We start from the raw sequence: 24,261 nt of genomic DNA on the forward strand, positions 1-24,261 counted from the left end.
GTTCTTGCCGGACCCTATTCCCTAAAAATATGGCGGACACAGAGCGGCTCCCCAGCTCCTCCACACTCCGCTGTGCGGTCTATGTAATCGGCGCACCTTGTCCTTACAAGGGGTAACGAAATGGTGCCTCATTATTTTATGCGTTTGGCATTTCAATGGCAATCGCGGCGCGCTGTCGCAGGTGCTCCATATGTTTTTCTTGGTGCCAAAAACGAAACGTGCGGGGCTTGTGGCCCCGCACGTCGCGCATCCGGCAGAAAAATCGTTTACTTCAGCGCTTCGTCGGTCACTTCGTGCGTCCAGGCGCCTTCCGGTTCCTTGGAGATGACCGGGTCGGAGCCGCCGGCAAGCAGCGAGGCGACGGTGCGCTTGTAGTCCGCCTCGTCGAGCGCACCGTTGGAGCCGGCCGTCAGCTTGGCCACTTCGCCCATCATGCGCTTCTGGTGTGCCTCGGTCTGTGCGCCGGTCGAGTCGTTTTCAAGCACGATCTCGGCGGCTTCGTCCGGATGCTCCTCGGCATATTTCCAGCCCTTCATGGAGGCGCGCACGAACTTGACCATCTTTTCCTTGAAGGCCGGGTCCTTGAGCTTATCCTCCAGAACGTAGAGGCCGTCTTCCAGCGTTGCCACGCCCTGATCCTCATATTTGAAGGTGATGAGGTCCTCCGGCTTGATGCCGGCATCGAGCACCTGGCCATACTCGTTGTAGGTCATGGTGGAGATGCAGGCAGCCTGCTTTTGGATCAGCGGATCGACGTTGAAGCCCTGCTTCAGCACGGTAACGCCATCCGGCCCGCCGTCGGTCGGAATCTTCAGGTGGCTCATCCAGGAGAGGAACGGATATTCGTTGCCGAAGAACCAGACGCCGAGCGTCTTGCCCTTGAAGTTCTCCGGGCCGGTGACGCCGGATTCCTTCAGACAGGTGAGCATCATGCCCGAGGACTTGAAGGGCTGGGCGATGTTGACGAGTGCCACGCCCTTTTCGCGCGTGGCGAGAGCAGACGGCATCCAGTCGACGATGACATCCGCGCCGCCGCCGGCGATCACCTGGGCAGGCGCGATATCCGGGCCGCCCGGCTTGATCTCGACATCAAGGCCTTCCTCTTCGTAGAACCCCTTGTCTTTCGCGACGTAGTAGCCGCCGAACTGGGCCTGCGTCACCCACTTCAGCTGAAGGGTCACCTTGTCGGCGGCCTCGGACTGGAACGCGGCAAGCGAGAAGGCGCTTGCCAGCAGGAGCGATGCGATCTTCGTTTTCATGTCAGTTCCCTCTTTTCTTTATTTTACGCCTGTCCACCGCGGACAGACGGATGCCAGAACGTGACGGTCCGCTCGATAAGCGCGACGATCCCGTAGAAGACGGAGCCAGCCACCGCGGCGACCGCGATTTCGGCCCAGACCATGTCGACATTCATGCGGCCCACTTCCGTGGAGATCCGGAAGCCCATGCCGACGATGGGCGTTCCGAAGAATTCGGCGACGATCGCGCCGATCAGCGCGAGCGTCGAATTGATCTTGAGCGCATTGAAGATGAAAGGCCAGGCGGCGGGAAGGCGCAGCTTGACGAGGGTCTGGAACCAGTCGGCGGCATAGGTGCGCATCAGGTCCCGCTCCATGTGGCTCGTCGCGGCAAGGCCCGAGACGGTGTTCACCAGCATGGGGAAGAAGGTCATGATGACGACGACGGCGACCTTTGACTGCCAGTCGAAGCCGAACCACATGACCATGATGGGCGCGACGCCGATCACGGGCAGCGCCGAGACGAAGTTGCCGAGCGGCAGGAGCCCTTTCTGAAGGAAAGGCGAGCGGTCGATGAGGATCGCCACGAGGAAGCCGAGGCCACAGCCGAGTGCATAGCCGACAAGCACGGATTTGAGAAACGTCTGGCGGAAATCCGCCCACAGGGTCGGAACGGAACTGATGAGCCGCGCCCAGATCATGCTCGGCGGCGGCAACAGGACGGAGGGGACGTTGAAACCCCTGACGATGCCTTCCCACAGGACGAGGATGGTGATGCCGAAGACCAGCGGCACGGCGAGGCGCGCGGCCCGGTCCGTGGCCGGGCTCGTGAACTTCTGGCGCACGAGCCATTCGTTGAAGGCCCAGGCGGCAAGCCAGAAGACGATGGCGGCGATGAGGACGCTATAGTTCATGCCCGCGCCCCCATGCGCCTGAGGACAAGGCCATGGGCAAAGCCCACGACGATGACCAGCAGCGCCGCCACCGCCGCGGCCATGAACAGCGCCGCCCATATCTGTACCGTCTGGCCGTAATAAGAGCCGGCAAGCAAGCGCGCGCCGAGGCCGGCGACGGCGCCGGTCGGCAGTTCACCGACGATGGCGCCGACGAGCGAGATGGCGATCGCCACCTTCAGCGAGGTGAAGAGATAGGGCATCGAGGCGGGCCAGCGCAGCTTCCAGAAGGTTTGTGCGGAAGAGGCATTGTAGGTGTGCATCAGGTCGAGCTGGATCTGCTCGGGGCTGCGCAGGCCCTTCACCATACCGACGACGATGGGGAAGAAGGAAAGATAGGTCGAGATCAGCGCCTTCGGCATCAGGCCGGAAATGCCGACTGCGTTCAGGACAACGATGATCATCGGCGCGATGGCGAGAATGGGGATCGTCTGGCTGGCGATGACCCAGGGCATCAGCGAACGGTCCATCGCCCGGTTGTGCACGATGGCGATGGCAAGCAGGATGCCGAGCACGGCCCCCATGGCAAAGCCGAGCAGTGTCGCCGAAAGCGTTATCCAGGAATGATAGACGAGGCTTCGCTTGGAGGTGACGGCCTTGTTGACGGTCGTATCCCAGAGTTCGGCGAAGACCTGGTGCGGTGCCGGCAGCACGGGCCGCTCCTGCATCATGGTCTTGGGCAACAGCTCCATGAAACCGATGGTGGTTCCCGCCCGCGCCGCCGTATCCCGCTCGAAGGGGGCGTTCAACACGACGACGAAGACATACCAGAGCACAACGAGTGCCAGCACGACGGTGCTTATCGGCAGCAGGCGGTCGCGCAGGAAACCGGGTTCCGCCATGGCTCAGCTCCTTGCCGGGGAGGGCAGCAGCATCAGCCCCATGGCCAGAATACCGAGGCCGACGCCGGCGAGCTGCGTGCTGCTGAGCCGTTCGCCGAAGAACAGGAAGGCAATGACATTGATCAGCAGCAACTGGGTAATGGCGGAGAGCGAAATGGCAATGCCGAGCCCGCCTTCGCGCATCAGTTTCAGCATCATCAGGTTGCCGACGATGTAGAGCGCCAGGGAGAACAGCAGGTAGAGGATGTTCGTGGTGCCGATATAGGCGCGCGAAGCGGTCGCTGCGGTGATGAAGACGGCGGTCGCGCCGAACAGCCAGAGCACGAAGGAGAGCTTCATCAGGCATGCTCCTCGTAGCTGTGGCCGGCGCGCAACCCCTCGCGCACCCGGTGGGCGATTTCGAGGAATACCGGCGTTTCGCGGATGCCGAGCGGGCGCTCCTTCGGCAGGGGCGATTCGATCACGTCGGTGACGCGGCCGGGGCGGGGACTCATCACGACGATCTTCGTCGAGAGGTAGACGGCCTCGGGGATCGAGTGGGTGACGAAGCAGATCGTCTTTTCGGTGGCGGCCCACAGTTTCAGGAGCTGCTCGTTGAGGTGGTCGCGCACGATCTCGTCGAGCGCACCGAACGGTTCGTCCATCAGGAGAAGGTCGGCATCGAAGGCGAGCGCGCGGGCGATCGAGGCACGCTGCTGCATGCCGCCGGAGAGCTGCCAGGGATACTTCTTGCCGAAGCCCGACAGGTTGACGAGATCGAGCGTGCGCTCGATGCGGGCCTTCTGGTCGGCCCTGGAGTAGCCCATGATCTCCAGCGGCAGGGCGATGTTCTTCTCGATCGTGCGCCAGGGATAGAGCGCGGCGGCCTGGAAGACGTAGCCATAGGCGCGGCGCCCGCGGGCTTCTTCCGGCGTCATGCCGTTGACGGTGATCTTGCCTGACGTCGGCTTCTCGAGATCTGCGATGACGCGCAGGAAGGTCGTCTTGCCGCAGCCGGAAGGGCCGATGAAGGAGACGAAATCGCCCTTCTCGACGGCAAGGTTTACCCCGGTCAGCGCCGTCACGGGGCCGTCGGCGGTCTGGAAGGTCAGGCCGAGGTCCTTTGCTGAGACGACGGTGCTGGAAGGCGTGGCATGGGACATGACGGTCATCTTTCGGCGCGGGTTGCGGCAGACTGCATGTCCATTCTCAGCATTGCAATCGGCATTGTCTGCGGTATCACTTTGAGCACGGAATTCTCACGCTGGAGCCGGGGGAGATGATGGCGGTGGACGCGAAGGCCGAATGCCGGGTGGTGCGCCCGGGCGGCACGTATGACGGAAAACAGGGGTTCAGCTATTTCGAAGGGATTGCCCGGGAGACGGTCGGCGCCTCCGGCATCTGCATGCACCTCCTGACGATTCCGCCGGGCGGCAGGGCTAAGGCGCACAAACACGAGAGCCATGAGACGGCGATCTACATGCTCTCCGGCGAGGCGCACACCTGGTACGGCGAGCGGCTGGAGAACCATGTCGTCGTCAGGGCGGGCGAGATGTTCTACATCCCCGCCGGCGTGCCGCATCTGCCGGCAAACCTTTCCGACCAGCCGGCTTCGGCGGTCATCGCTCGGACAGATCCCCACGAGCAGGAGAGCGTGGTGCTCCTGCCGCATCTCGAGGCGCTGGTTGCGATTTAAAGGGCGGGGGATCAGGCCACGGGGCCGATCTCCCTCCTTGAGGGGGAGATGTCCGGCAGGACAGAGGGGGGTATATCGCCGCGGCCCAATCCTCACGTCTTGCACCGCATCAGCGGCCCCCAGCGCGTGCCGTCCGGAAAGCTCACGGTGTAGCCGCCGCTCTCGGGTGTCAGCGTCAGTTCGTGCGGCGTGGTCTCCTCGTATCCCTCCTCGTGGCACTCGGCGGCGATCTTCGTCGCGCCGTCAACCTGTTTCCCGTCGCCCTTGAATTCGCAAAAGGAGGCCGCGGTGGTGACGCCTTCCTTGTTCAGCAGGAAGAAGAAATCGGCACCGGAGGATTCTCCCGTCTCGGCATAGTGGCAGCCTTCCTGGTTGCCATAGCTGCCATCGACAAGATCGGCTGCCGCCCCCGCCGAACCGGTGAGTGCGATGCCGAGAAGAAGGGTGAGGCGGCCGCTGCGGATCATACGCCGCTCGCCGGAATGCCGCTGCGCTCGACCTTGCGTGGCGCGGTGATCTCCTTCCAGGTCGACAGCGCCTTGTTGACGGCGGCAAAGGGCTCGCGCTTGACGAACTGGCCGTGGCCCTCGCGCGTCTTGACGGTCGATTCCTCGATGGCGACCACGCCGCGCGTCAGGGTGAAGCGTGGCAGGCCGACGACATCCTTGCCTTCGAAGACGTTGTAGTCGATCGAGGACTGCTGGTTCTTCGACGAGATGGTCTTCGACCGCTTCGGATCCCAGACGACGATATCCGCGTCCGCACCGACGAGGATGGCGCCCTTGCGCGGATAGACGTTGAGGATCTTCGCGATGTTGGTGGAGGTGACGGCGACGAACTCGTTCATGGTGAGCCGGCCGGTGTTGACGCCATGCGTCCAGAGCATCGGCATGCGGTCCTCCAGCCCCCCGGTGCCGTTCGGGATCTTGCGGAAATCGCCGAAACCGGTGCGCTTCTGTTCGCTGGTAAAGGCACAGTGGTCGGTCGCCACCACCTGCAAGGAGCCGCTCGCAAGGCCGGCCCAGAGCGAATCCTGGTGCTGCTTGTTGCGGAAGGGCGGGCTCATGACGCGGCGTGCGGCGTGGTCCCAGTCCTTGTTGAAATATTCCGTTTCGTCGAGCGTCAGGTGCTGGATCAGCGGCTCGCCGTAGACGCGCATGCCGTTCTGCCGGGCGCGACGGATGGCTTCATGTGCCTGTTCGCAGGAGGTGTGCACCACATAGAGCGGCGCACCCGCCATATCGGCGATGATGATGGCGCGGTTCGTCGCCTCGCCCTCGACGGACGGCGGGCGCGAATAGGCGTGGCCTTCCGGCCCGTTGTTGCCCTCGTCCATCAGTTTCGCCTGCATCGCCGCGACGACATCGCCGTTCTCCGCGTGCACGAGCGGCAGGGCGCCGAGCGCGGCGCAGCGCTGGAACGAGGCGAACATCTCGTCGTCGTTCACCATAAGCGCGCCCTTGTAGGCCATGAAGTGCTTGAAGGTGTTGATGCCCTTCTCCTCGACCACGGCCTTCATCTCGTCAAAGACCTGTTCGCTCCACCAGGTCACCGACATATGGAAGGAATAGTCGCAATTGGCGCGGGTCGACTTGTTGTCCCAGCGCTTCAGCGCATCGAGCAGCGACTGGCCGGGATCAGGCAGGCAGAAATCGACCACCATGGTCGTACCGCCGGCAAGCCCGGCGCGCGTGCCGCTCTCGAAATCATCGGCCGAATAGGTGCCCATGAAGGGCATTTCGAGATGCACATGCGGATCGATGCCGCCCGGCATGACATAACAGCCCGCCGCATCCAGCACCTCGTCGCCGGAAAGATCAGGGCCGATCTCGACGATCTTCCCGCCCTCGATCTTGACGTCCGCCTTGAAGGTGAGGTCGGCGGTGACAATGGTTCCGCCCTTGATGACTGTGCTCATGTTGGTCCGCTCCCTGTCTCGATTTTTGGTGGCGCACAAAGCGCGAGACCGCCCGACAGACCGGGCGGCAAAAGATCACTCGGCGATGCCGGCAGTCTCGATCACCGCATGGAGCAGCACGTCGGCGCCTGCGGCGGCCCATTCCTTGGAAATGTCCTCCGCCTCGTTGTGCGAGAGGCCGCCGACGCAGGGACACATGATCATCGTGGCCGGCGCGACTTTTGCCGCCCAGCAGGCGTCATGGCCGGCGCCGGAGATGATGTTCATGTGGCTGTAGCCGAGGTCTTCGGCGGCCTTGCGTACGGTGGCGACGAGGGTTGGATCGAAGGTGACGGGGTCGAAATGGCCAACCGCCTCGACGGAGTAGCCGACGCCCAGCGCTGCGCAGATTTTCGGCGCCTCTGCCTCGATGCGGGCGCGCATGCCGTCGAGTTTCTTCTGGTCCGGCGAGCGGATGTCGACGGTGAAGACAACCTTGCCGGGCAGCACGTTGCGCGAATTGGGCGAGAAGAACACCTGGCCGACGCCGCCGACGGCGCCCGGCTGGTTCTCCATGGCGACGGTCTGCACCATTTCGAGGATGCGGGCCATGGCGAGGCCGGCATTGACGCGCATCGTCATCGGCGTCGAGCCGGTATGCGCCTCGCGGCCGGTCAGCGTGAATTCCAGCCACCACAGGCCCTGACAGTGGGTGACGACGCCGATGTCCTTGCCTTCCGCCTCCAGGATCGGGCCTTGCTCGATGTGATATTCGAAATAGGCGTGCATCTTGCGCGCGCCGACCGTTTCGTCGCCGATCCAGCCGATGCGCTGCAACTCCTCGCCGAAAACCTTGCCCTCGGGGTCCTTGCGACCATAGGCATAGTCCTGCGTATGCACGCCGGCAAAAACGCCTGACGCCAGCATGGCTGGTGCAAAGCGGGCGCCTTCCTCGTTCGTCCAGTTGGTGACGACGATCGGGTGTTTCGTGCGGATGCCGAGGTCGTTCAGCGAGCGTACGACCTCAAGGCCCGCCAGCACGCCGAGCACGCCGTCATATTTGCCGCCGGTCGGCTGCGTATCGAGATGCGAGCCGACATAGATCGGCAGCGCGTCGGGATCGGTGCCCGGGCGCGTCATGAACATGTTGCCCATCGTATCGACACCCATGGTGAGGCCCGCGCCGTCGCACCAGGCCTGGAACAGGCGGCGGCCTTCGGCGTCGGCGTCGGTCAGTGTCTGGCGATTGTTGCCACCGGCAATGCCGGGGCCGATCTTCGCCATGTCCATGAGGGAATCCCACAGGCGGTCCGCGTTGACACGCATGTTCTCGCCGGGTGCGGCCATGTCTATGCTCCCATATCGTCGGGCTTTTGCAGCCCTATTCTCGTTCCCACCGGCTGGCGGCGCCGTTGTTGTTTTGCGCCTTCCGATCAGCAGTTGCCTTTGTGTGATAACTGACTGATAATTTGACCGGTTGGTAAACATTACAGCTTCCGTTGCGGCACTCAAGCCGAAAAACCAAAAACTTGGGCTGCGCCGAAGAAAATGGCGGCTGGTTAAACTGGTGAATTTGGCGGCACTTTTCCGGTTCGACGGGCAAGGCCGAGGGGGCACGATGGCATTACCAAGGGCGGCGAGGACACAGCGGCGCACGCGCATCCAGGAGGCGAAGGAGGAGCAGATCCTCGAGGCGGCGCTGGAGGTTTTCTCGCTGCACGGCTTTCGCGGTGCCACCGTCGACCAGATCGCCGAGGTGGCCGGCATGTCGAAGCCGAACCTGCTCTATTATTTCCGTACCAAGGAGGCGATGCACCGGGCGCTGATCAACCGGGTGCTCGATACCTGGCTCGATCCGCTGCGCGAATTCGATGCGGAAGGCAATCCGGTGTCGGAAATCCGCAGCTACATCAGGCGCAAACTGGAGATGGCGCGCGATTTTCCGCGCGAAAGCCGGTTGTTCGCCAATGAAATCCTGCAGGGCGCGCCGAACATCGAGGACGAACTGAAGGGGCCGCTGAAGTCGCTCGTCGACGAGAAGGCGGAAGTCATCCGCACCTGGGCGAAGGCGGGCAAGATCGCCAAATGCGACCCGTATCACCTGATCTTCTCGATCTGGTCGACCACCCAGCACTATGCCGACTTCGACGTGCAGGTGCGCGCGGTGCTCGGGCAGGACCAGGCCGGCGAGGGCCGGTTCGAGGATGCGGCGCGCTTCCTCGAACAACTCTTCATCGGCGGTCTCAATGTCAGCGAAGAGCCGGTCTGACGCCTTTTCCGAGCCGGATCAGTCCGGCAGAAGCGCCATCAGCGCCAGGCCGCAGGCGGTGACGAGGGCGCCGGCCAGGACCGGCAGGCTCGCCCAGCCGTGACCCAGAATGCCTTCGAGCAGGATGATGAAGCTCGGCGTCAGATAGCCGTAGCCCAGCAGCTTGGAGGCCGGCAGGCGCATCGAGGCATATTGCAGGAGCAGGAACGTGCCGGCCGTGGTGACGACGGCCAGATAGGTGACGGCAGCGTAGACAGCGACGGGCAGGGCGGAGAAATCCGTTGCGATCAAGCTTCGGATACCCGGCGGGACCAACCAGAGCGTTGCGCCCACCGTTACCCAGAAGCCGAAGCCGACGGCCGATTCGCCCCGGTCGAAGCGGCGGATCAGTGGCACGTAGAGCGCATGGCAGACGACGCCGACGAAGAAGATCATCTCGCCGGTGCCGACATCGAAGGCGAGGATGGCATCGATATTGCCCCGGAAAATCACCCACACGGCGCCGGCCGCGGCGATGAGGAGACCGGCGAGTACGCCGGGCCGCGTCCTCTGGCCGAGCACCGGCAAAGCGAAGCCGGCACTCAGGAGCGGCATCAGCGTGAAAACCGCGCCGGTGGCGACGGGGCTGGTGAACTCCAGCGCCATGAACATGGTGAGCATGTAGATGGCGATCAGCCCGCCGAGCAGCAGGAAGCGCCAGGCCTGCTTCGGCAGCGTCAGCGGAACCCTGAAGGCGCCGAAGGCGAGCGCCGCCATGACGACGACGGTCAGGATGTAGCGCCAGAGCATCAGCGGCTCGGCCTCCATGTAGCGCGCCGCTAGGCCCCCGAAGGAGAAGGAGCCGGCGATCAGCACCGCAAAGAGCAGCATGGCGAGATGCCCCTTCAGCTTTTCGCGGCCTTTTGCATGGATGGAGAGGCCCGCCGGGGCCGGCATACGCTTCGTCAAGAAAATCACCCTATTGTCTGCGGTGCGGCATGCTCATAGAGCAAATCCGGCATGTGTGCGTAGCTGTTTTGCATCCGCAACAGCGAAAAGTCGGGGCGCGCCACTCCCACAGGAAAGCCGCAATCGCCGCCCATACGCCGGCGGCACGCGAGAGGACATTGCATGACGACGGCCATCGGCTTCAAGGACACGGACCGCAAGACGAGCGAACTGCTCGAGGACATCATCCACTCGATCAAGGGCGAGCACATCACGCTGCGCGATCTGCTCGCGATGATGGGCGAAAGTGGCCTGCTCCTGCTCTGCGCCTTTCTGTCGCTGCCCTTTCTGTTCCCGGTCTCGATCCCTGGCGTTTCCACTGTCTTTGGTGCCGGTATCGTCCTGATCAGCGCGGCGATCACGCTCAACCGGTTGCCCTGGCTGCCGCAAAAGGTCGCCGACCGGCGGCTGGAAAGCGGCAAGCTGCGGCCGGTGCTGGAGCGTGGCGTGAAATTCCTGCGCAAGTTCGACCGCTTCTTCAAGCCGCGCATGACGGGGCTGACGTCAGGTGCCGTGATGAACCGCGTCAACGGCCTGGTGCTGATGGGGGCGGGGGTTCTTCTCATGGCGCCGCTCGGGCTCATTCCCTTCTCCAACACGCTGCCGGGCGTCGCCATCCTGCTGCTGGCCGCAGGTATTTCGCAGCGCGACGGGCTGGTGGTGCTGGCCGGCTATGGCATGGTGGTGATGACGATCGTCTATTTTGCCGGGCTGGCGCTGCTGGCCTACAGCGCCGGGCAGAGCTTCAATTTCTTTGGGTGAGAGTGGCTTCGCATTTGATCCGAAGCCTCGCTGCAACGGGCGTGTCGCATAGCCCCGGCTTGAGTTTGCGCGCGTGACGTTTACGGTAGACTCCCAAGTCGACGATCACTAGGTTCTATCAAGGAAGCGGGGAATGAAGCTTCATCGCGTGACGCATGTCCTGGATGTCAACGATACCAATCTCTCGGGTTCGGTTTTCGATGACGCGAACTTGTCAGGTGTCACCTTCAACCAGATCAACTTCTCCGGCGCTCGCTTCAATGACAGCAACATGTCCGGGTGGCGTGTCAACGACGTGAACCTGTCGGGGTCCCAATTCCAAAACGTCAATCTTTCTGGGGTCGAGTTCACGAATTGCAGGCTCGCCGGTGCCACTCTGAACGGCATACCCCTTGATGATCTCGTTGCCCTCTACGAGGCGTCGCGGAAAGCCTGAACTTCCCGCGACGGGGCTTTTTCTACTCCGCAGCCTGCCTGGCCATCGGGTTGTTCGGATGCGTCGTCCAGTTGGCGTAGTTCGGATCCACCGTTTTTCCGGTGCGCTGGTCGAGCACGCCGGGTTCCAGTTCCACCATGGTGATGCAGTTCTCCACCGGGCAGACGTTGACGCAGAGATTGCAGCCGACGCACTCGTCCTCCATCACCTCGAAATGCCTGACGCCATCGACGAACTGGGTGATCGCCTGGTGCGAGGTGTCCTCGCAGGCGATGTGGCAGCGTCCGCACTTGATGCAGGCATCCTGGTCGATATGGGCCTTTGCGATGTAATTGAGGTTGAGGTATTGCCAGTCCGTGACGTTGGGCACCGCGCGGGCGATGACGTCGTCGAGGCTGCGGTGGCCCTTGGCGTCCATCCAGCTTGAAAGCCCGGTGATCATCTCCTGCACGATCTTGAAGCCGTAGGTCATCGCGGCTGTGCAGACCTGCACGTTGCCGGCGCCGAGCGCCAGGAACTCGGCCGCATCGCGCCAGGTGGTGATGCCGCCGATGCCTGAAATCGGCAGGCCGTAGGTTTCCGGATCGCGGGCGATCTCGGCCACCATGTTGAGCGCGATGGGTTTCACCGCCGGGCCGCAATAGCCGCCATGGGTGCCCTTGCCGCCGACAGTCGGGTTGGGCGCGAAGCTGTCGAGGTCGACGGACACGATCGAGTTGATCGTGTTGATCAGCGACACCGCATCGGTGCCGCCGGCCTTGGCCGCGCGCGCCGGCTTGCGGATATCGGTGATGTTGGGCGTCAGTTTGGTGATGACGGGCATGCGGGTGTACTGCTTGCACCAGCGCACCACCATTTCGATATATTCCGGCACCTGGCCGACCGCCGCGCCCATGCCGCGCTCGGACATGCCGTGCGGACAGCCGAAGTTAAGCTCGATACCGTCGGCGCCGGTCTCTTCCACCAGCGGCAGGATCGCCTTCCAGCTCTCCTCTTCGCAGGGCACCATGATCGAGGCGATCAGCGCCCGGTCCGGCCAGTTCATCTTCACCTGCTTCATCTCGCGCAGGTTCGTGTAGAGGTCGCGGTCGGTGATCAACTCGATATTGTTGAGGCCGAGCAGGCGGCGGTCGGCGCCCCAGATCGCGCCGTAGCGCGGGCCGTTAACGTTGACGACCGGCGGGCCTTCTTCGCCGAGCGTCTTCCAGACCACGCCGCCCCAGCCGGCCTTGAAGGCGCGCTCGACATTGTAGGCCTTGTCGGTCGGCGGCGCGGAGGCGAGCCAGAAGGGGTTGGGCGACTTGATGCCGACGAAGGTGTTGCGAAGATCAGCCATGTCTCATCTCCCTCAAGCGACGGCAACGGAAGGCTGCACACCGGCGGCCAGCATGCGGTTGATCGAATCGGCCGCATCGCGGCCCTGTGCGACGGATGTGACCGTCAGGTCTTCACCGGCCTTCACGCAGTCTCCCCCCGCCCAGACATTGGCGACGGACGTACGGCCTTCCGCATCGATGGCGATGCGGTTGCCGGCCATGGCGAGCGAACCGAGGCCGGCGGCCTCGAACGTCTGGCCGATGGCCTTGAAGATCTGGTCGGCGGCGAGCGCGCCGATTTCGCCGGTGCCTTCGAGCTTGCCGTCGCGCATCTCGGTATATTCCACCTCGATGCCGGCGACATGGCCGTCTCTTGCGATGACGCGTTTCGGCTGGAGCCAGTGGCGGATCATCACGCCCTTGGAGGCGGCAAGGTCCTGCTCGAATTCCGAGGCGTTCATCTGCTCCTTGCCGCGGCGGTAGCAGATCGTCACCTCCTCGGCGCCGAGGAGCTTTGCCTGCACGGCGGCGTCGATCGCCGTCATGCCGCCACCGATGACGACGACGCGCCGGCCAACGGGGATCGTCGCCTTGTCCGTCGCCTGGCGCAGTTCCGCGATGAAATCGACCGCATCGACGACGCCGGGCAGGTTTTCGCCCTCCGCGCCGAGCGCGTTGACACCGGAAAGGCCCATGCCGAGGAAGACGGCGTCGAAATTGCCGGTGAGATCGGCAAGTGTGAAGTCGCGGCCGAGTTTCAGGCCGTTCTTCACCTCGATGCCGCCGATCGCCAGCACATAGTCGACTTCGCGCTGGGCGAAATCGTCGACCGCCTTGTAGGTGGCGATGCCGTATTCGTTGAGGCCGCCGGCCTTTTCGCGTGCTTCGAAGATCACGACGTCATGGCCATCCATGGCGAGGCGGTGGGCGCAGGCAAGTCCCGCCGGGCCGGCCCCGACGACCGCCACAGCCTTGCCGGTGCGGGCGGCGCGTTCGTAAAAGTGTTTGTTCTCCGTCATCGCCACGTCGGTCGCGTAGCGCTGCAGGCGGCCGATTTCCACCGGGCGGTGCTCGGCGGTGTTGCGCACGCAGGCCTGTTCGCAGAGCGTCTCGGTGGGACAGACGCGGGCGCACATACCGCCCAGAATGTTCTGGTCGAAAATGGTGTTCGCCGAACCGATCGGGTTGCCCGTCGAGATCTGGCGGATGAACAGCGGAATGTCGATGGAGGTGGGACAGGCCGTCATGCACGGCGCGTCGTGACAGAAGTAACAGCGGTCGGCGGCGACCAGGGCCTCGTGATCGTCGAGGCGTGGATGCAGGTCGGAAAAGTTCGTGTCGTATTCGGCAGGCGCAAGACGCCCCCGATGGATCCCAGATTGCGTCGTTCCCATAGTTATCTCCCATTCGCGTGGGCTTTTTGAATGAGAGAACGGTAACTCAGGTTTATTTTTTTATCAAACGGTAAAATTTCAAAAGAAATGCTGGTTTTTCAGTGCTTGCAGCGGAAATAAACATGAGAAATCCGGTTATGTTTTTGTGTTGCATTGCGGGATGCTGTTCCAGCTGCGCCGTCACATGGCGTTTGACAGGCCGCCGGAAAAGATGCAGCAAATCCTTTGGAACATCTGGGGAAAACCATGGCGAAGCGGACGGAAACAGCCGGGCGGCTGGACGATGCGGCAAGGGCCGGTTGGCTCTACTATGTCGCGGGCCGCACGCAGGACGAAATCGCTTCCGCCATGGGCATCTCCCGTCAGTCGGCGCAGCGGCTTGTCTCGCTCGCCGTCGCCGAGCGGCTGATCAAGGTGCGGCTCGATCACCCGATCGCTGAATGTCTGGAACTCGGCGAGGAGCTGCGGAAGAAATTCGGGCTCGTGCATGTCGATATCGTTCCGAGCGATCCGGGCTCGACCTCGACGACGATCGGCATTGCGGAAGCCGGTGCGGCGGAAATCGAGCGCTGGCTGAAGAAGGCCGAGCCGATCGTGCTCGCCGTCGGCACGGGGCGCACGCTGAAGGCGGCGATCGACCAGCTTCCGGCGATGGAATGTCCGCAGCACCGCATCATGTCGCTGACCGGCAATATCGGGCCGGATGGTTCGGCGGCATACTACAACGTCATCTTCTCGATGGCCGACGCGGTGAAGGCGCGGCACTATCCGATGCCGTTGCCGGTTCTCGTCTCCTCCACGGAGGAGCGTGACCTCCTGCACAAGCAGAGCCTCGTGCAATCGACCCTCCAGCTCGGCCGACAGGCCGACGTCGCCTTCGTCGGGATCGGCGAGCTCGGCGCGGATGCACCGCTCTGCCTCGACGGCTTCCTCGACCCGGAGGAAATGGCGCGGCTGATGGAGGAGGGGGCCGCCGGCGAGATCTGCGGCTGGATGTTCGACCGCGACGGCAAACTGCTCGACGGCAGCATCAACGAACGCGTTGCCTCCGTGCCGCTGCCGCCGCGCGAGACGACCACCGTCATCGGCCTTGCCAAGGGCAAGCGCAAATATACGGCGCTTCTCGCGGCGCTGCGCGGGCGCATGATCAACGGCGTCATCACCGACGAGTCGACCGCCCGCCACCTGCTTTCGGCCTGATCGAGAGCCGTCTCCCACGCAGAAATTTCCCATGAGATTCAACGGGCGCTGCCCCGCCTTGTGCGGTGCAGCAACGATTGGTCGTTGACTTGTTGCGGCAATATGCGAGTAATTGCCCATGAGCAAAGCAAATGCTCAAAACCCTTCTGGGAGGAAGATGATGAATTTGAGAACCCTTCTGCTGGGCGTCAGCTCGGCCGCTCTCCTGTGCGGTTTCGCCAATGCCGAAACCCTGACCATCGCCACCGTCAACAATGGCGACATGATCCGCATGCAGGGGCTGACGGAAGATTTCACCACCAAGAACCCCGACATTGAACTGAACTGGGTTACGCTCGAAGAGAACGTGCTGCGCGAACGCGTCACGACCGACATCGCGACCAAGGGTGGCCAGTACGACATCATGACGATCGGCACCTATGAAGTGCCGATCTGGACCAAGCAGGGCTGGCTGGTGCCGCTCGACAATCTCGGTGCCGACTACGACGCCGACGACCTGCTTCCGGCCATCCGCTCGGGTCTGACGGGCGAGGACGGCAAGCTCTACGCCGCGCCGTTCTATGGCGAGAGCTCCTTCGTCATGTACCGCAAGGACCTGATGGAGAAGGCCGGGCTGACCATGCCCGACGCGCCGACCTGGGAGTTCATCGGTGAAGCCGCCCGCAAGATGACCGACCGCAATGCCGGCATCAACGGCATCTGCCTGCGCGGCAAGGCCGGCTGGGGCGAGAACATGGCGTTCCTGACCGCCACGTCCAACGCCTTCGGCGCCCGCTGGTTCGATGAAAACTGGAAGCCCCAGTTCGACCAGCCGGAATGGAAGAACACGCTCGACATGTACGTCAAGCTGATGGCCGATGCCGGCCCGCAGGGCGCATCGTCGAACGGCTTCAACGAGAACCTGGCGCTGTTCCAGCAGGGCAATTGCGGCATGTGGATCGACGCCACGGTTGCCGCCTCCTTCGTCTCTAACCCCAAGGAATCGACGGTCGCCGACAAGGTCGGTTATGCGCTCGCTCCTGATACGGGTCTCGGCAAGCGCGGCAACTGGCTCTGGGCCTGGAACCTCGCCATCCCGGCCGGCTCGCAGAAGACCGCGGCGGCGGAAAAGTTCATCGCCTGGGCGACCAGCAAGGACTACACCAAGCTCGTCGCCGAAAAGGAAGGCTGGGCGAACGTTCCTCCGGGCACGCGCTCCTCGCTCTATGCAAATGCCGAGTATGAGAAGGCCGCGCCCTTCGCCAAGATGACGCTCGACTCGATCAATGCTGCCGACCCGAAGAACCCGGCCGTCAAGCCGGTGCCCTATGTCGGCGTGCAGTTCGTCGCCATCCCGGAATTCCAGGGTCTCGGCACGACGGTCGGCCAGCTCTTCTCGGCCGCGCTCGCCGGCCAGATGTCGGTTGACGACGCGCTCGCCCAGGCCCAGCAGGTCACCACCCGCGAAATGACCCGCGCCGGCTACATCAAGTAATACCTCCTCCCCAAGGACAGGCTGCCCGGACGTGCTCCGGGCAGCCGATAGACGGGGTGTTGTTTCCGGCGCTTGCCCCTCACTTGCCTGCCGGCATCCACTCCCCGCAAGTGGGGAGAGGAACGATGGGCGCTCCTTTCTGCCCCTTCTCCGTGTTTGCGGGGAGAAGGTCCGGGTAGGGGGATGAGGGGCGGCTCCGCCCTGGAATGATGTCGTGACTGCACAGGCCGGCCGGACCGGCTCTCGGGAGGAAATCATGGCGACGGAGAACACGCGCGGGCTGGCGCGTCTGATGTTGGCGCCCTCTGTGGGGCTGCTTTTGGTCTGGATGATCGTGCCGCTGGCGATGACGCTGTGGTTCTCGTTCCAGAACTACAACCTCCTGAACCCGGCCAATGTCAGCTGGGCGGGGCTGTTCAACTATCAGTACTTCTACACCGACCCGGCCTTCTTCCAGTCGATCTGGAATACGCTCGTGATCGTCGTCGGCGTGCTCTTCATCACCGTCATCGGCGGCATTGCCATCGCGCTTCTGCTCGACCAGCCGATGTGGGGGCAGGGCATCGTGCGCATCATGATCATCTCGCCCTTCTTCGTCATGCCGCCGGTGGCAGCGCTCGTGTGGAAGAACATGATCATGCATCCGGGCTACGGGGTGCTGGCGGATATCAACCGCGCCGTCGGCCTGCAGCCTGTCGACTGGTTCGCGCAATATCCGCTGTTCTCGATCATCATCATTGTCGCCTGGCAGTGGCTGCCCTTTGCGACCCTCATCCTGCTCACCGCGCTGCAATCGCTCGACGGCGAGCAGAAGGAGGCGGCGGAAATGGACGGCGCGGGTTTCGTGTCGCGCTTCGTCTACCTGACGCTGCCGCATCTCGCCCGCTCGATCACCGTCGTCATCCTGATCCAGACGATCTTCCTGCTCGGCGTCTACGCGGAAATCCTCGTCACCACCAATGGCGGTCCGGGTTATGCCTCGACCAACCTGCCGTTCCTGATCTACCGCACCGCGCTCCTCGGCTACGACGTCGGCGGCGCCTCGGCCGGTGGCATCATCGCCGTCATCCTCGCCAACATCGTCGCCTTCTTCCTGATGCGCGCCGTCGGCAAGAACCTGGACAAGTGAGAGAGGGACAAGACCATGGCTAGAGCCGTCTCAACAAGAAGAACCGTCGTCTTCACCATCGCCGCCTGGATCATCGCGCTGATCATCTTCTTCCCGATCCTCTATACGATCATCACTTCCTTCAAGTCCGAGACCGAGGCAATCCAGGGCTTCAACCTTCTGCCTTCGGGCACGGTCGAGAGCTATGCGGCCGTGCAGGCGCAGAGCAACTATTTCAAGTTCTTCCTGAACTCGGTCATTTTGTCGCTCGGCTCGACGCTCCTGGCGCTGTTGATCGCCGTACCGGCCGCCTGGTCGATGGCTTTCTCGCCGACGGCGAAGACCAAGGACATCCTGATGTGGATGCTCTCGACCAAGATGATGCCTGCCGTTGCCGTGCTGGTCCCGATCTACCTGATCTTCCGCGACACGGGCCTGCTCGACAGCCGTATCGGCCTCACCGTGATGCTGACGATGATCAACCTGCCGATCGTCATCTGGATGCTCTACACCTATTTCCGGGAAATCCCCGGCGAGATCCTGGAGGCCGCGCGCATGGATGGGGCCTCGCTCTGGGGCGAGATCGTCTACGTGCTCACCCCGATGGCGGTGCCGGGCATAGCTTCGACCATGCTGCTCAACATCATCCTCGCCTGGAACGAAGCCTTTTGGACGATCCGGCTGACGACGACGAACGCCGCGCCGCTGACCGCCTTCATCGCTTCGTTCTCGAGCCCGCAGGGTCTTTTCTGGGCCAAGCTCTCGGCGGCCTCGACGCTCGCCATCGCCCCGATCCTGATCATGGGCTGGTTCAGCCAGAAACAGCTTGTCCGCGGCCTCACCTTCGGCGCCGTGAAGTAACGAACAGACCTCGGGGAGGGACCATCATGGGCAAGATCATCCTGAAGAAAGTCAACAAGTCCTTCGGCACGACGCAGGTCATCCCGGGCATCGACCTTGCCATCGAAGACGGCGAGTTCGTCGTCTTCGTCGGCCCGTCGGGCTGCGGCAAGTCCACGCTGCTGCGCCTCATCGCGGGCCTTGAGGATACCACCAGCGGCACCATCGAGATCGACGGCAAGGACGTGACGTCGGCGGCGCCGGCCAAGCGCGGGCTTGCCATGGTGTTCCAGTCCTATGCGCTCTATCCGCATATGACGGTGCGCAACAACATCGCCTTCCCCTTGAAGATGGCGAAGACCGATCCTGCCATCATCGACAAGAAGGTGACGGAAGCCGCACGCGTGCTCAACCTCACCAACTACCTGGAGCGGCGGCCCGGGCAACTGTCCGGCGGTCAGCGCCAGCGCGTGGCCATCGGCCGGGCGATCGTGCGCGAGCCGTCGGCCTTTCTCTTTGACGAGCCGCTGTCGAACCTCGATGCGGCGCTGCGCGGCACGATGCGGCTCGAAATCAGCGAACTGCATCATCAGCTGAAGACGACGATGATCTATGTCACGCACGACCAGGTGGAAGCCATGACCATGGCCGACAAGATCGTCGTGCTGAACGCCGGCAATATCGAGCAGGTCGGCTCGCCGCTCGATCTCTACAACAAGCCCGACAATCTCTTCGTTGCCGGCTTCATCGGTTCGCCGCGCATGAACTTCGTCAAGGGCGAGGCAGCCAAGCCGTACAATGCGCCCACCGTCGGCATCCGCCCCGAGCATATCCGCCTCTCCAAGGAGAGCGGGACGTGGAAAGGCGTGGTCGGCGTTGCCGAACATCTCGGCTCGGACACGTTCCTGCATGTCAATACCGACGGCATCGGCATGATGACCGTGCGCGCCGGCGGTGACTTCCCCGTCACCCACGGCGACAGCGTCTTCCTCACGCCCGACACAACGCGCCTCCATCGCTTTGACGACGCCGGGAAGGCGATCCGATGAAACGGCTGGAGGGCAAAAGCGCGCTGATCACGGGATCGGCGCGCGGCATCGGCCGCAGTTTCGCGGAAGCCTATGTGCGGGAGGGTGCGCGCGTCGCCATCGCCGACATCGCTATCGAGCGGGCGCGGGCGACGGCCAACGAAATCGGACCGGCGGCCTATGCCGTGGAGATGGACGTGACGCGGCAGGCTTCCATCGACGCCGCCATCGCTACCTGCGTGAAGGAGGCCGGCGGCCTCGACATCCTCGTCAACAATGCCGCGCTGTTCGATCTGGCGCCGATCGTCGAGATCACGCGTGAAAGCTACGAAAAGCTGTTCTCGATCAATGTCGCCGGCACGCTCTTCACCCTTCAGGCGACGGCAAAGCAGATGATCGCGCAGGGGCGCGGCGGCAAGATCATCAATATGGCAAGTCAGGCCGGGCGGCGCGGCGAAGCGCTGGTCGGTGTCTATTGCGCCACCAAGGCGGCGGTGATCAGCCTCACCCAGTCTGCGGGGCTGAACCTCATCAAACACGGCATCAACGTCAATGCCATCGCGCCCGGTGTGGTCGATGGCGAGCACTGGGACGGTGTCGATGCGCTCTTCGCCAAATACGAGAACCGGCCGCGCGGCGAGAAGAAGCGCCTGGTCGGTGCGGAAGTGCCCTTCGGCCGTATGGGCACCGCCGAGGATCTGACGGGCATGGCGGTCTTCCTGGCCTCCCAGGAGAGCAACTACATCGTCGCGCAAACCTACAATGTCGACGGCGGCAACTGGATGAGCTGAGGCCCGCACCGCGCGGACCTTGCCAGCAGACGAGACCGGAAGGAACGGACCATGACCACGAAACTGTCGCTCGCCACCCTCAACGAGGTTGCCAGGACGGCTGCCGTTCCGGCCTATGAGCGCTCGGCCCTCAAGGCGGGCATCGTGCATTTCGGCGTCGGCAATTTCCACCGGGCGCACCAGGCGATCTATCTCGACGACCTGTTCAACCTCGGCCATGACCATGACTGGGCGATCATCGGGGCCGGTGTGCTGCCGTCCGACGCCGCCATGCGCGAAAAACTCGCAGGGCAGGATTTTTTGACGACGGTCGTCGAGCAGGACAACAACCGTTCCGGCGCGCGTGTCACCGGCGCCATGATCGGCTATCTCGCGCCCGGCAATGCTGCGGCGACCATCGCACAGCTTGCCAATCCCGCCATCCGCATCGTCTCGCTGACCATCACCGAGGGCGGCTATTTCATCAATCCGGCCTCCGGCGTCTTCGATCCCGGCCATCCGGCGATCGCCGCCGACGCCGCCAACCCCGCTGATCCCAAAACCGTGTTCGGGCTCATCCTCGCCGGCCTCAAGGCGCGCAAGGATGCCGGCCTCGCGCCTTACACCGTCATGTCCTGCGACAACATTCCCGGCAACGGCGAAGTCACGCACGCCGCCATTTCCGGCCTCGCGCGCCTCTCCGATCCCGCGCTTGCCGACTGGATCGACACCAACGTCGCCTTCCCGAATGGCATGGTCGACCGCATCACGCCGGCGACGGGGCCACGCGAGATCGGTATCGTCGCCGACGAGTACGATATCGATGATGCCTGGCCGGTCTTCTGCGAAGAGTTCAAGCAATGGGTGCTGGAGGATCACTTCCCGGAGGGGCGCCCGGCGCTGGAGAAGGCCGGCGTGCAGTTCGTGCCTGATGTCGCGCCTTACGAGCACATGAAGATCCGCATCCTTAACGGCGGCCATGCGGCGATCGCCTATCCGGCCGCGCTGCTCGACATCCATTTCGTCCATGAGGCGATGGAGGATGCCGACATCCGCGCCTTTCTCGCCAAGCTGGAGCGGGAGGAAATCATCCCCGTCATCCCGCCCGTGCCGGATACCGACCTCAACGACTACTATGCGCTGATCGAGCGGCGCTTCTCCAATCCGAAGATCGCCGATACGATCCCGCGCCTTGCGCAGGACGGCTCCAACCGCCAGCCGAAATTCATCCTGCCGTCCACTGCCGACCGGCTGGCGCGCGGCGAGGACGTCATCGGTCTGTCGCTCGTTTCGGCGCTCTGGTGCCACTACCTTGCCGGTAAGACGGACAGCGGCAAGGACATCGCTTTCAACGACCCCAATATCGACCGCATCCGTGCCGCGGCGACGTCGGCCAAGAACGATCCGAACGCCTTCCTCGCCCTGAAGGATATCTTTGGCACGGTCGCTGTGTCCGACCGCTTCACCCGGCGGTTTGCCAATGCGCTTGCGTCCCTCCAGCGGAAGGGGACACGCGCAACGCTGAAGGACTATCTGGGCGACAGGCTCGTGAATTGAGGAAATCCTTACAAATCCGGGGCTTTCCAACGAGGGGAGCAGACAGTACCACGGGGGCCTGACAATGGAACGGGACGTCATGGCCGCCAAACAGACAGAACTGGTGATCTTCGATTGCGATGGTGTGCTCGTCGACAGCGAGCCGATCTCGCTTGCGGTTCTCGTCGAGGCCCTGGCGACGGCGGGTGTGGCCATGAGCGCGGAGGAGGCGCATGAGCGGTTTCTCGGCCGCAGCCTGAAAAGCATGTCGGAAATCCTGCATGCCGACTATGGGCTCGCAATCGACGCCGCCTTCCTGGAAGCGATGCGCAAGGTGCTCTATGAGCGCTTTCGTGCCGAGTTGCAGCCCATCAACGGTATTGCCGAAACGGTGGACCGGCTCGGCATCGCCCATTGCGTGGCTTCTTCCAGCCAGCTCGAACGCATCCGCCTGTCGCTTTCCGTCACGGGCCTCATCGACCGGTTCGAGCCGAACATCTTCAGTGCGAGCATGGTCGCGCGCGGCAAGCCGGCGCCCGATCTTTTCCTCCATGCCAGCGCCGTCATGGGTGTCGCGCCCGGGCATTGCGTGGTCGTGGAGGACAGCCCGGCCGGCATCACGGCGGCGAAATCCGCGGGCATGCGGGTGGTCGCCTTCACCGGTGGCTCTCATGCGCGCTCGCCGCGCCATCGCGAGGCGCTGCTCAGCCTCAACCCCGATGCCCTGTTTGACGACATGCGGGAATTGTTACAGTTTGTCCGCAAGGAAGAGGACGGCGGGAAAGAGCATTGATGCGCGATCTGATCGTTGCGGTGGACATCGGCACGGGCAGTGCCCGGGCCGGTGTATTCGACCGGAACGGCGCTCTGCTGGGACGCTCCGAGCACCCGATCGCCCTGCGCCGACCCAGCGTGAACCACGCCGAGCACGATTCGGAGAACATCTGGCAGGCGGCCTGTGTGGCCGTCAGGGCGGCGCGTGCGCTTGCGGGCGTCGCGGCGGACCGTATCGCCGCGCTCGGTATCGATGCGACCTGCTCGCTCGTGGTCCGGGACACGGAAGGACGACCGCTGGCGGTCTCCGGCGGCGCGGAGGCGCGCTGGGACACGATCGCCTGGTTCGATCACCGTGCCCTGGAGGAGGCCGACCTCTGCACGGCGACGGATCATCCGGTCCTCGCTCATTCCGGCCGGGTCATGTCGCCGGAAATGGAAATGCCCAAGCTGATGTGGCTGAAGCGCCACCATCCGGAACAGTGGGCGAAGACGGGTCATGTCTTCGACCTCGCCGATTTCATGACCTGGCGGGCGACGGGGACGAATGCCCGGTCGCGCTGCACGATGACGGCGAAATGGAACTACCTTTCCCATGAGAAACAGCCTTGGAATGCCGGCTTCCTGACGGCGATCGGCCTTGAGGATCTGCGTGAACGCGGTGCGCTGCCGCAGGAGACGCTGGCAGTCGGCACGGCTGTCGGCCCTCTTGCGCCGGAAGCGGCCACGGAGCTCGGCCTCGACACAGGCTGTGTCGCTGCGACCGGCCTCATCGATGCCTATGCCGGCGCGCTCGGCGTGCTCGGGCCTTTCGCGGGCACGCCGGAGATGCTGGAGCGGCAACTTGCCCTGATCGGCGGGACCTCGAGCTGTGTCGTCGCCTTTTCCCGCGACAAGCGGTTCGGTTTCGGGATGTGGGGTCCCTACTACGAGGTGGTGCTGCCGGGGTGGTGGCTGGTCGAGGGCGGCCAGTCGGCGACGGGCGCGCTGCTCGACCATATCGTGCGCGCGCACAGCGCCGGCGGCGAACCTTCGGCGGCGAACCATGCCCGCATCGCCGCGCGCATCCGCGAGATGCAGGCGGAGGAGGGCGAGGCTTTTGCCGCGCGGCTGCATGTGCTGCCGGATTTCCACGGCAATCGCTCGCCGCTGGCCGATCCTCACGCACTCGGCGTGATCAGCGGCCTCTCGCTGGATGCCTCCTTCGACGGGCTCTGCCGCCTCTATTGGCGGACCTCCGTCGCCATTGCGCTTGGCATTCGCCATATCCTCGAAAAGCTTGGCGCGGGCGGTTATCCGCTCGACACGCTGCATGTCGCCGGCGGCCATGTCCGCAACGCGCTGCTGATGGAGCTCTACCGGGACGTCACTGGTTGCCGCGTCGTCGTGCCGGAGACCAGCGATGCGGTGCTGCTCGGGACGGCGATGATGGCGGCGGTTGCCGGCGGGCTGCACGCGGATCTGGCGGCTGCAGGCCGTGAGATGTACCCGGGAAGCCGGGTTTTCCTTCCCGACCCCGCCCGCAAGGCCGCCTACGACCGGGACTACCGTCGCTTCCTCGCGCTTTACCGGCACCGGGCCGAGCTGGAAGCAATCGACTGACGGTTGAAAAAAATCTTCAGGGGGCTGGAACCAAATCCTGTGTCGGGGGTTTCTCTGGCGTCACTGGTCAGCGCATGTCCCCCAAATGCGAGGCCCTCGACCGGTGATCGACCACGATACCGTGTCCCCCTCCGGTCCGTGGATACTCAAGCAGCCAGTG

Annotated in this window: 24 protein-coding genes; 13 read left to right on the forward strand and 11 right to left on the reverse strand. The window is 63.7% G+C overall.

The window, feature by feature from the left end; genetic code table 11:
* Positions 1-266: 266 nt before the first annotated feature.
* From AKG11_RS12270 to AKG11_RS12290, 5 genes are read right to left on the reverse strand one after another with little or no spacing between them, the layout of a single operon-like run.
* Complete coding sequence (locus AKG11_RS12270; protein ID WP_024270838.1) at positions 267-1,259, reverse strand: ABC transporter substrate-binding protein; 993 nt, start codon at positions 1,257-1,259, stop codon at positions 267-269.
* A gap of 23 nt (positions 1,260-1,282) precedes the next feature.
* Positions 1,283-2,152, reverse strand: coding sequence for an ABC transporter permease (locus tag AKG11_RS12275; RefSeq protein ID WP_023514110.1), 870 nt, complete (start codon positions 2,150-2,152; stop codon positions 1,283-1,285).
* A complete protein-coding gene (locus AKG11_RS12280) occupies positions 2,149-3,033 on the reverse strand; it encodes an ABC transporter permease (protein WP_050744083.1) in 885 nt (294 codons plus the stop codon). The genes AKG11_RS12275 and AKG11_RS12280 overlap by 4 nt, the downstream gene beginning before the upstream one ends.
* 3 nt (positions 3,034-3,036) lie before the next feature.
* Positions 3,037-3,372 (reverse strand): transporter, encoded by a 336-nt coding sequence (locus tag AKG11_RS12285; RefSeq protein WP_023514108.1) that lies wholly within the window; start codon positions 3,370-3,372, stop codon positions 3,037-3,039.
* Complete coding sequence (locus AKG11_RS12290) at positions 3,372-4,175, reverse strand: ABC transporter ATP-binding protein (protein ID WP_050744223.1); 804 nt, start codon at positions 4,173-4,175, stop codon at positions 3,372-3,374. Before AKG11_RS12290 ends, AKG11_RS12285 begins: the two co-directional genes overlap by 1 nt.
* Before the next feature lie 119 nt (positions 4,176-4,294).
* On the opposite strand from AKG11_RS12290, the gene AKG11_RS12295 reads away from it, so the two are divergent.
* A complete protein-coding gene (locus tag AKG11_RS12295) occupies positions 4,295-4,708 on the forward strand; it encodes a cupin domain-containing protein (RefSeq protein WP_050744224.1) in 414 nt (137 codons plus the stop codon).
* A 92-nt stretch (positions 4,709-4,800) separates the two neighbouring features.
* Here the strand turns inward: AKG11_RS12295 and AKG11_RS12300 are convergent, their stop codons facing one another.
* The 3 genes from AKG11_RS12300 to AKG11_RS12310 form a co-directional block, all read right to left on the reverse strand.
* Positions 4,801-5,175 (reverse strand): hypothetical protein, encoded by a 375-nt coding sequence (locus AKG11_RS12300; protein ID WP_050744084.1) that lies wholly within the window; start codon positions 5,173-5,175, stop codon positions 4,801-4,803.
* Positions 5,172-6,626, reverse strand: a complete 1,455-nt coding sequence (gene hydA, locus AKG11_RS12305) for a dihydropyrimidinase (RefSeq protein ID WP_050744085.1) — start codon at positions 6,624-6,626, stop codon at positions 5,172-5,174. Before hydA ends, AKG11_RS12300 begins: the two co-directional genes overlap by 4 nt.
* Positions 6,627-6,701: 75 nt before the next feature.
* A complete protein-coding gene (locus AKG11_RS12310; RefSeq protein WP_050744086.1) occupies positions 6,702-7,952 on the reverse strand; it encodes a Zn-dependent hydrolase in 1,251 nt (416 codons plus the stop codon).
* Positions 7,953-8,223: 271 nt separating this feature from the next.
* Here AKG11_RS12310 and AKG11_RS12315 point away from each other — a divergent pair, with 271 nt between their 5' ends.
* Entirely contained in the window at positions 8,224-8,874 is a 651-nt protein-coding gene (locus AKG11_RS12315; protein WP_023515508.1) for a TetR family transcriptional regulator C-terminal domain-containing protein, read from the forward strand.
* A gap of 18 nt (positions 8,875-8,892) precedes the next feature.
* On the opposite strand, the gene AKG11_RS12320 is transcribed toward AKG11_RS12315, so the two are convergent.
* Positions 8,893-9,822 carry a DMT family transporter gene (locus tag AKG11_RS12320; RefSeq protein WP_245290105.1) on the reverse strand — a complete coding sequence of 310 codons (930 nt, stop codon included), beginning with the start codon at positions 9,820-9,822 and terminating at the stop codon, positions 8,893-8,895.
* A 162-nt stretch (positions 9,823-9,984) separates the two neighbouring features.
* On the opposite strand from AKG11_RS12320, the gene AKG11_RS12325 reads away from it, so the two are divergent.
* On the forward strand, positions 9,985-10,623 hold the full coding sequence (locus AKG11_RS12325) for an exopolysaccharide biosynthesis protein (RefSeq protein WP_023515510.1): 639 nt from the start codon (positions 9,985-9,987) through the stop codon (positions 10,621-10,623).
* Between the two features lie 133 nt (positions 10,624-10,756).
* A complete protein-coding gene (locus AKG11_RS12330; protein ID WP_050744087.1) occupies positions 10,757-11,059 on the forward strand; it encodes a pentapeptide repeat-containing protein in 303 nt (100 codons plus the stop codon).
* A 22-nt stretch (positions 11,060-11,081) separates the two neighbouring features.
* Here the strand turns inward: AKG11_RS12330 and preA are convergent, their stop codons facing one another.
* Together preA and AKG11_RS12340 are read right to left on the reverse strand one after the other, a co-directional pair.
* Positions 11,082-12,395 carry an NAD-dependent dihydropyrimidine dehydrogenase subunit PreA gene (gene preA, locus AKG11_RS12335; protein WP_050744088.1) on the reverse strand — a complete coding sequence of 438 codons (1,314 nt, stop codon included), beginning with the start codon at positions 12,393-12,395 and terminating at the stop codon, positions 11,082-11,084.
* A 12-nt stretch (positions 12,396-12,407) separates the two neighbouring features.
* Entirely contained in the window at positions 12,408-13,769 is a 1,362-nt protein-coding gene (locus tag AKG11_RS12340; RefSeq protein ID WP_023515010.1) for an NAD(P)-dependent oxidoreductase, read from the reverse strand.
* A gap of 246 nt (positions 13,770-14,015) precedes the next feature.
* Here AKG11_RS12340 and AKG11_RS12345 point away from each other — a divergent pair, with 246 nt between their 5' ends.
* From AKG11_RS12345 to AKG11_RS12385, 9 genes are all read left to right on the forward strand, one after another.
* The gene (locus AKG11_RS12345; RefSeq protein WP_023514930.1) at positions 14,016-14,969 is read left to right on the forward strand and encodes a sugar-binding transcriptional regulator; all 954 of its coding nucleotides are present in this window, start codon (positions 14,016-14,018) and stop codon (positions 14,967-14,969) included.
* Positions 14,970-15,129: 160 nt separating this feature from the next.
* Entirely contained in the window at positions 15,130-16,443 is a 1,314-nt protein-coding gene (locus AKG11_RS12350; protein WP_023512975.1) for an ABC transporter substrate-binding protein, read from the forward strand.
* A gap of 256 nt (positions 16,444-16,699) precedes the next feature.
* The gene (locus AKG11_RS12355; protein WP_023512974.1) at positions 16,700-17,572 is read left to right on the forward strand and encodes a carbohydrate ABC transporter permease; all 873 of its coding nucleotides are present in this window, start codon (positions 16,700-16,702) and stop codon (positions 17,570-17,572) included.
* A 15-nt stretch (positions 17,573-17,587) separates the two neighbouring features.
* Positions 17,588-18,412 (forward strand): carbohydrate ABC transporter permease, encoded by an 825-nt coding sequence (locus tag AKG11_RS12360; protein ID WP_024270841.1) that lies wholly within the window; start codon positions 17,588-17,590, stop codon positions 18,410-18,412.
* 26 nt (positions 18,413-18,438) lie between these two features.
* Entirely contained in the window at positions 18,439-19,440 is a 1,002-nt protein-coding gene (locus tag AKG11_RS12365; protein WP_050744089.1) for an ABC transporter ATP-binding protein, read from the forward strand.
* Positions 19,437-20,210, forward strand: coding sequence for an L-iditol 2-dehydrogenase (locus AKG11_RS12370; RefSeq protein WP_050744090.1), 774 nt, complete (start codon positions 19,437-19,439; stop codon positions 20,208-20,210). The genes AKG11_RS12365 and AKG11_RS12370 overlap by 4 nt, the downstream gene beginning before the upstream one ends.
* A 51-nt stretch (positions 20,211-20,261) precedes the next feature.
* Entirely contained in the window at positions 20,262-21,746 is a 1,485-nt protein-coding gene (locus AKG11_RS12375) for a mannitol dehydrogenase family protein (RefSeq protein ID WP_050744091.1), read from the forward strand.
* A 79-nt stretch (positions 21,747-21,825) separates the two neighbouring features.
* A complete protein-coding gene (locus AKG11_RS12380) occupies positions 21,826-22,518 on the forward strand; it encodes an HAD family hydrolase (RefSeq protein WP_050744226.1) in 693 nt (230 codons plus the stop codon).
* Positions 22,518-24,101 carry an FGGY-family carbohydrate kinase gene (locus AKG11_RS12385; protein WP_050744092.1) on the forward strand — a complete coding sequence of 528 codons (1,584 nt, stop codon included), beginning with the start codon at positions 22,518-22,520 and terminating at the stop codon, positions 24,099-24,101. Before AKG11_RS12380 ends, AKG11_RS12385 begins: the two co-directional genes overlap by 1 nt.
* Positions 24,102-24,261: the final 160 nt, after the last annotated feature.

Source organism: Shinella sp. SUS2, assembly GCF_001262505.1.
Lineage (GTDB): Bacteria > Pseudomonadota > Alphaproteobacteria > Rhizobiales > Rhizobiaceae > Shinella.

Coding starts and splice junctions, on each gene's coding strand:
- AKG11_RS12270 (WP_024270838.1), bottom strand. CDS start 1,259: ATGAAAACGAAGATCGCATCGCTCCTGCTGGCAAGCGCCTTCTCGCTT.
- AKG11_RS12275 (WP_023514110.1), bottom strand. CDS start 2,152: ATGAACTATAGCGTCCTCATCGCCGCCATCGTCTTCTGGCTTGCCGCC.
- AKG11_RS12280 (WP_050744083.1), bottom strand. CDS start 3,033: ATGGCGGAACCCGGTTTCCTGCGCGACCGCCTGCTGCCGATAAGCACC.
- AKG11_RS12285 (WP_023514108.1), bottom strand. CDS start 3,372: ATGAAGCTCTCCTTCGTGCTCTGGCTGTTCGGCGCGACCGCCGTCTTC.
- AKG11_RS12290 (WP_050744223.1), bottom strand. CDS start 4,175: ATGTCCCATGCCACGCCTTCCAGCACCGTCGTCTCAGCAAAGGACCTC.
- AKG11_RS12295 (WP_050744224.1), top strand. CDS start 4,295: ATGGCGGTGGACGCGAAGGCCGAATGCCGGGTGGTGCGCCCGGGCGGC.
- AKG11_RS12300 (WP_050744084.1), bottom strand. CDS start 5,175: ATGATCCGCAGCGGCCGCCTCACCCTTCTTCTCGGCATCGCACTCACC.
- hydA (WP_050744085.1), bottom strand. CDS start 6,626: ATGAGCACAGTCATCAAGGGCGGAACCATTGTCACCGCCGACCTCACC.
- AKG11_RS12310 (WP_050744086.1), bottom strand. CDS start 7,952: ATGGCCGCACCCGGCGAGAACATGCGTGTCAACGCGGACCGCCTGTGG.
- AKG11_RS12315 (WP_023515508.1), top strand. CDS start 8,224: ATGGCATTACCAAGGGCGGCGAGGACACAGCGGCGCACGCGCATCCAG.
- AKG11_RS12325 (WP_023515510.1), top strand. CDS start 9,985: ATGACGACGGCCATCGGCTTCAAGGACACGGACCGCAAGACGAGCGAA.
- AKG11_RS12330 (WP_050744087.1), top strand. CDS start 10,757: ATGAAGCTTCATCGCGTGACGCATGTCCTGGATGTCAACGATACCAAT.
- preA (WP_050744088.1), bottom strand. CDS start 12,395: ATGGCTGATCTTCGCAACACCTTCGTCGGCATCAAGTCGCCCAACCCC.
- AKG11_RS12340 (WP_023515010.1), bottom strand. CDS start 13,769: ATGGGAACGACGCAATCTGGGATCCATCGGGGGCGTCTTGCGCCTGCC.
- AKG11_RS12345 (WP_023514930.1), top strand. CDS start 14,016: ATGGCGAAGCGGACGGAAACAGCCGGGCGGCTGGACGATGCGGCAAGG.
- AKG11_RS12350 (WP_023512975.1), top strand. CDS start 15,130: ATGAATTTGAGAACCCTTCTGCTGGGCGTCAGCTCGGCCGCTCTCCTG.
- AKG11_RS12355 (WP_023512974.1), top strand. CDS start 16,700: ATGGCGACGGAGAACACGCGCGGGCTGGCGCGTCTGATGTTGGCGCCC.
- AKG11_RS12360 (WP_024270841.1), top strand. CDS start 17,588: ATGGCTAGAGCCGTCTCAACAAGAAGAACCGTCGTCTTCACCATCGCC.
- AKG11_RS12365 (WP_050744089.1), top strand. CDS start 18,439: ATGGGCAAGATCATCCTGAAGAAAGTCAACAAGTCCTTCGGCACGACG.
- AKG11_RS12370 (WP_050744090.1), top strand. CDS start 19,437: ATGAAACGGCTGGAGGGCAAAAGCGCGCTGATCACGGGATCGGCGCGC.
- AKG11_RS12375 (WP_050744091.1), top strand. CDS start 20,262: ATGACCACGAAACTGTCGCTCGCCACCCTCAACGAGGTTGCCAGGACG.
- AKG11_RS12380 (WP_050744226.1), top strand. CDS start 21,826: ATGGCCGCCAAACAGACAGAACTGGTGATCTTCGATTGCGATGGTGTG.
- AKG11_RS12385 (WP_050744092.1), top strand. CDS start 22,518: ATGCGCGATCTGATCGTTGCGGTGGACATCGGCACGGGCAGTGCCCGG.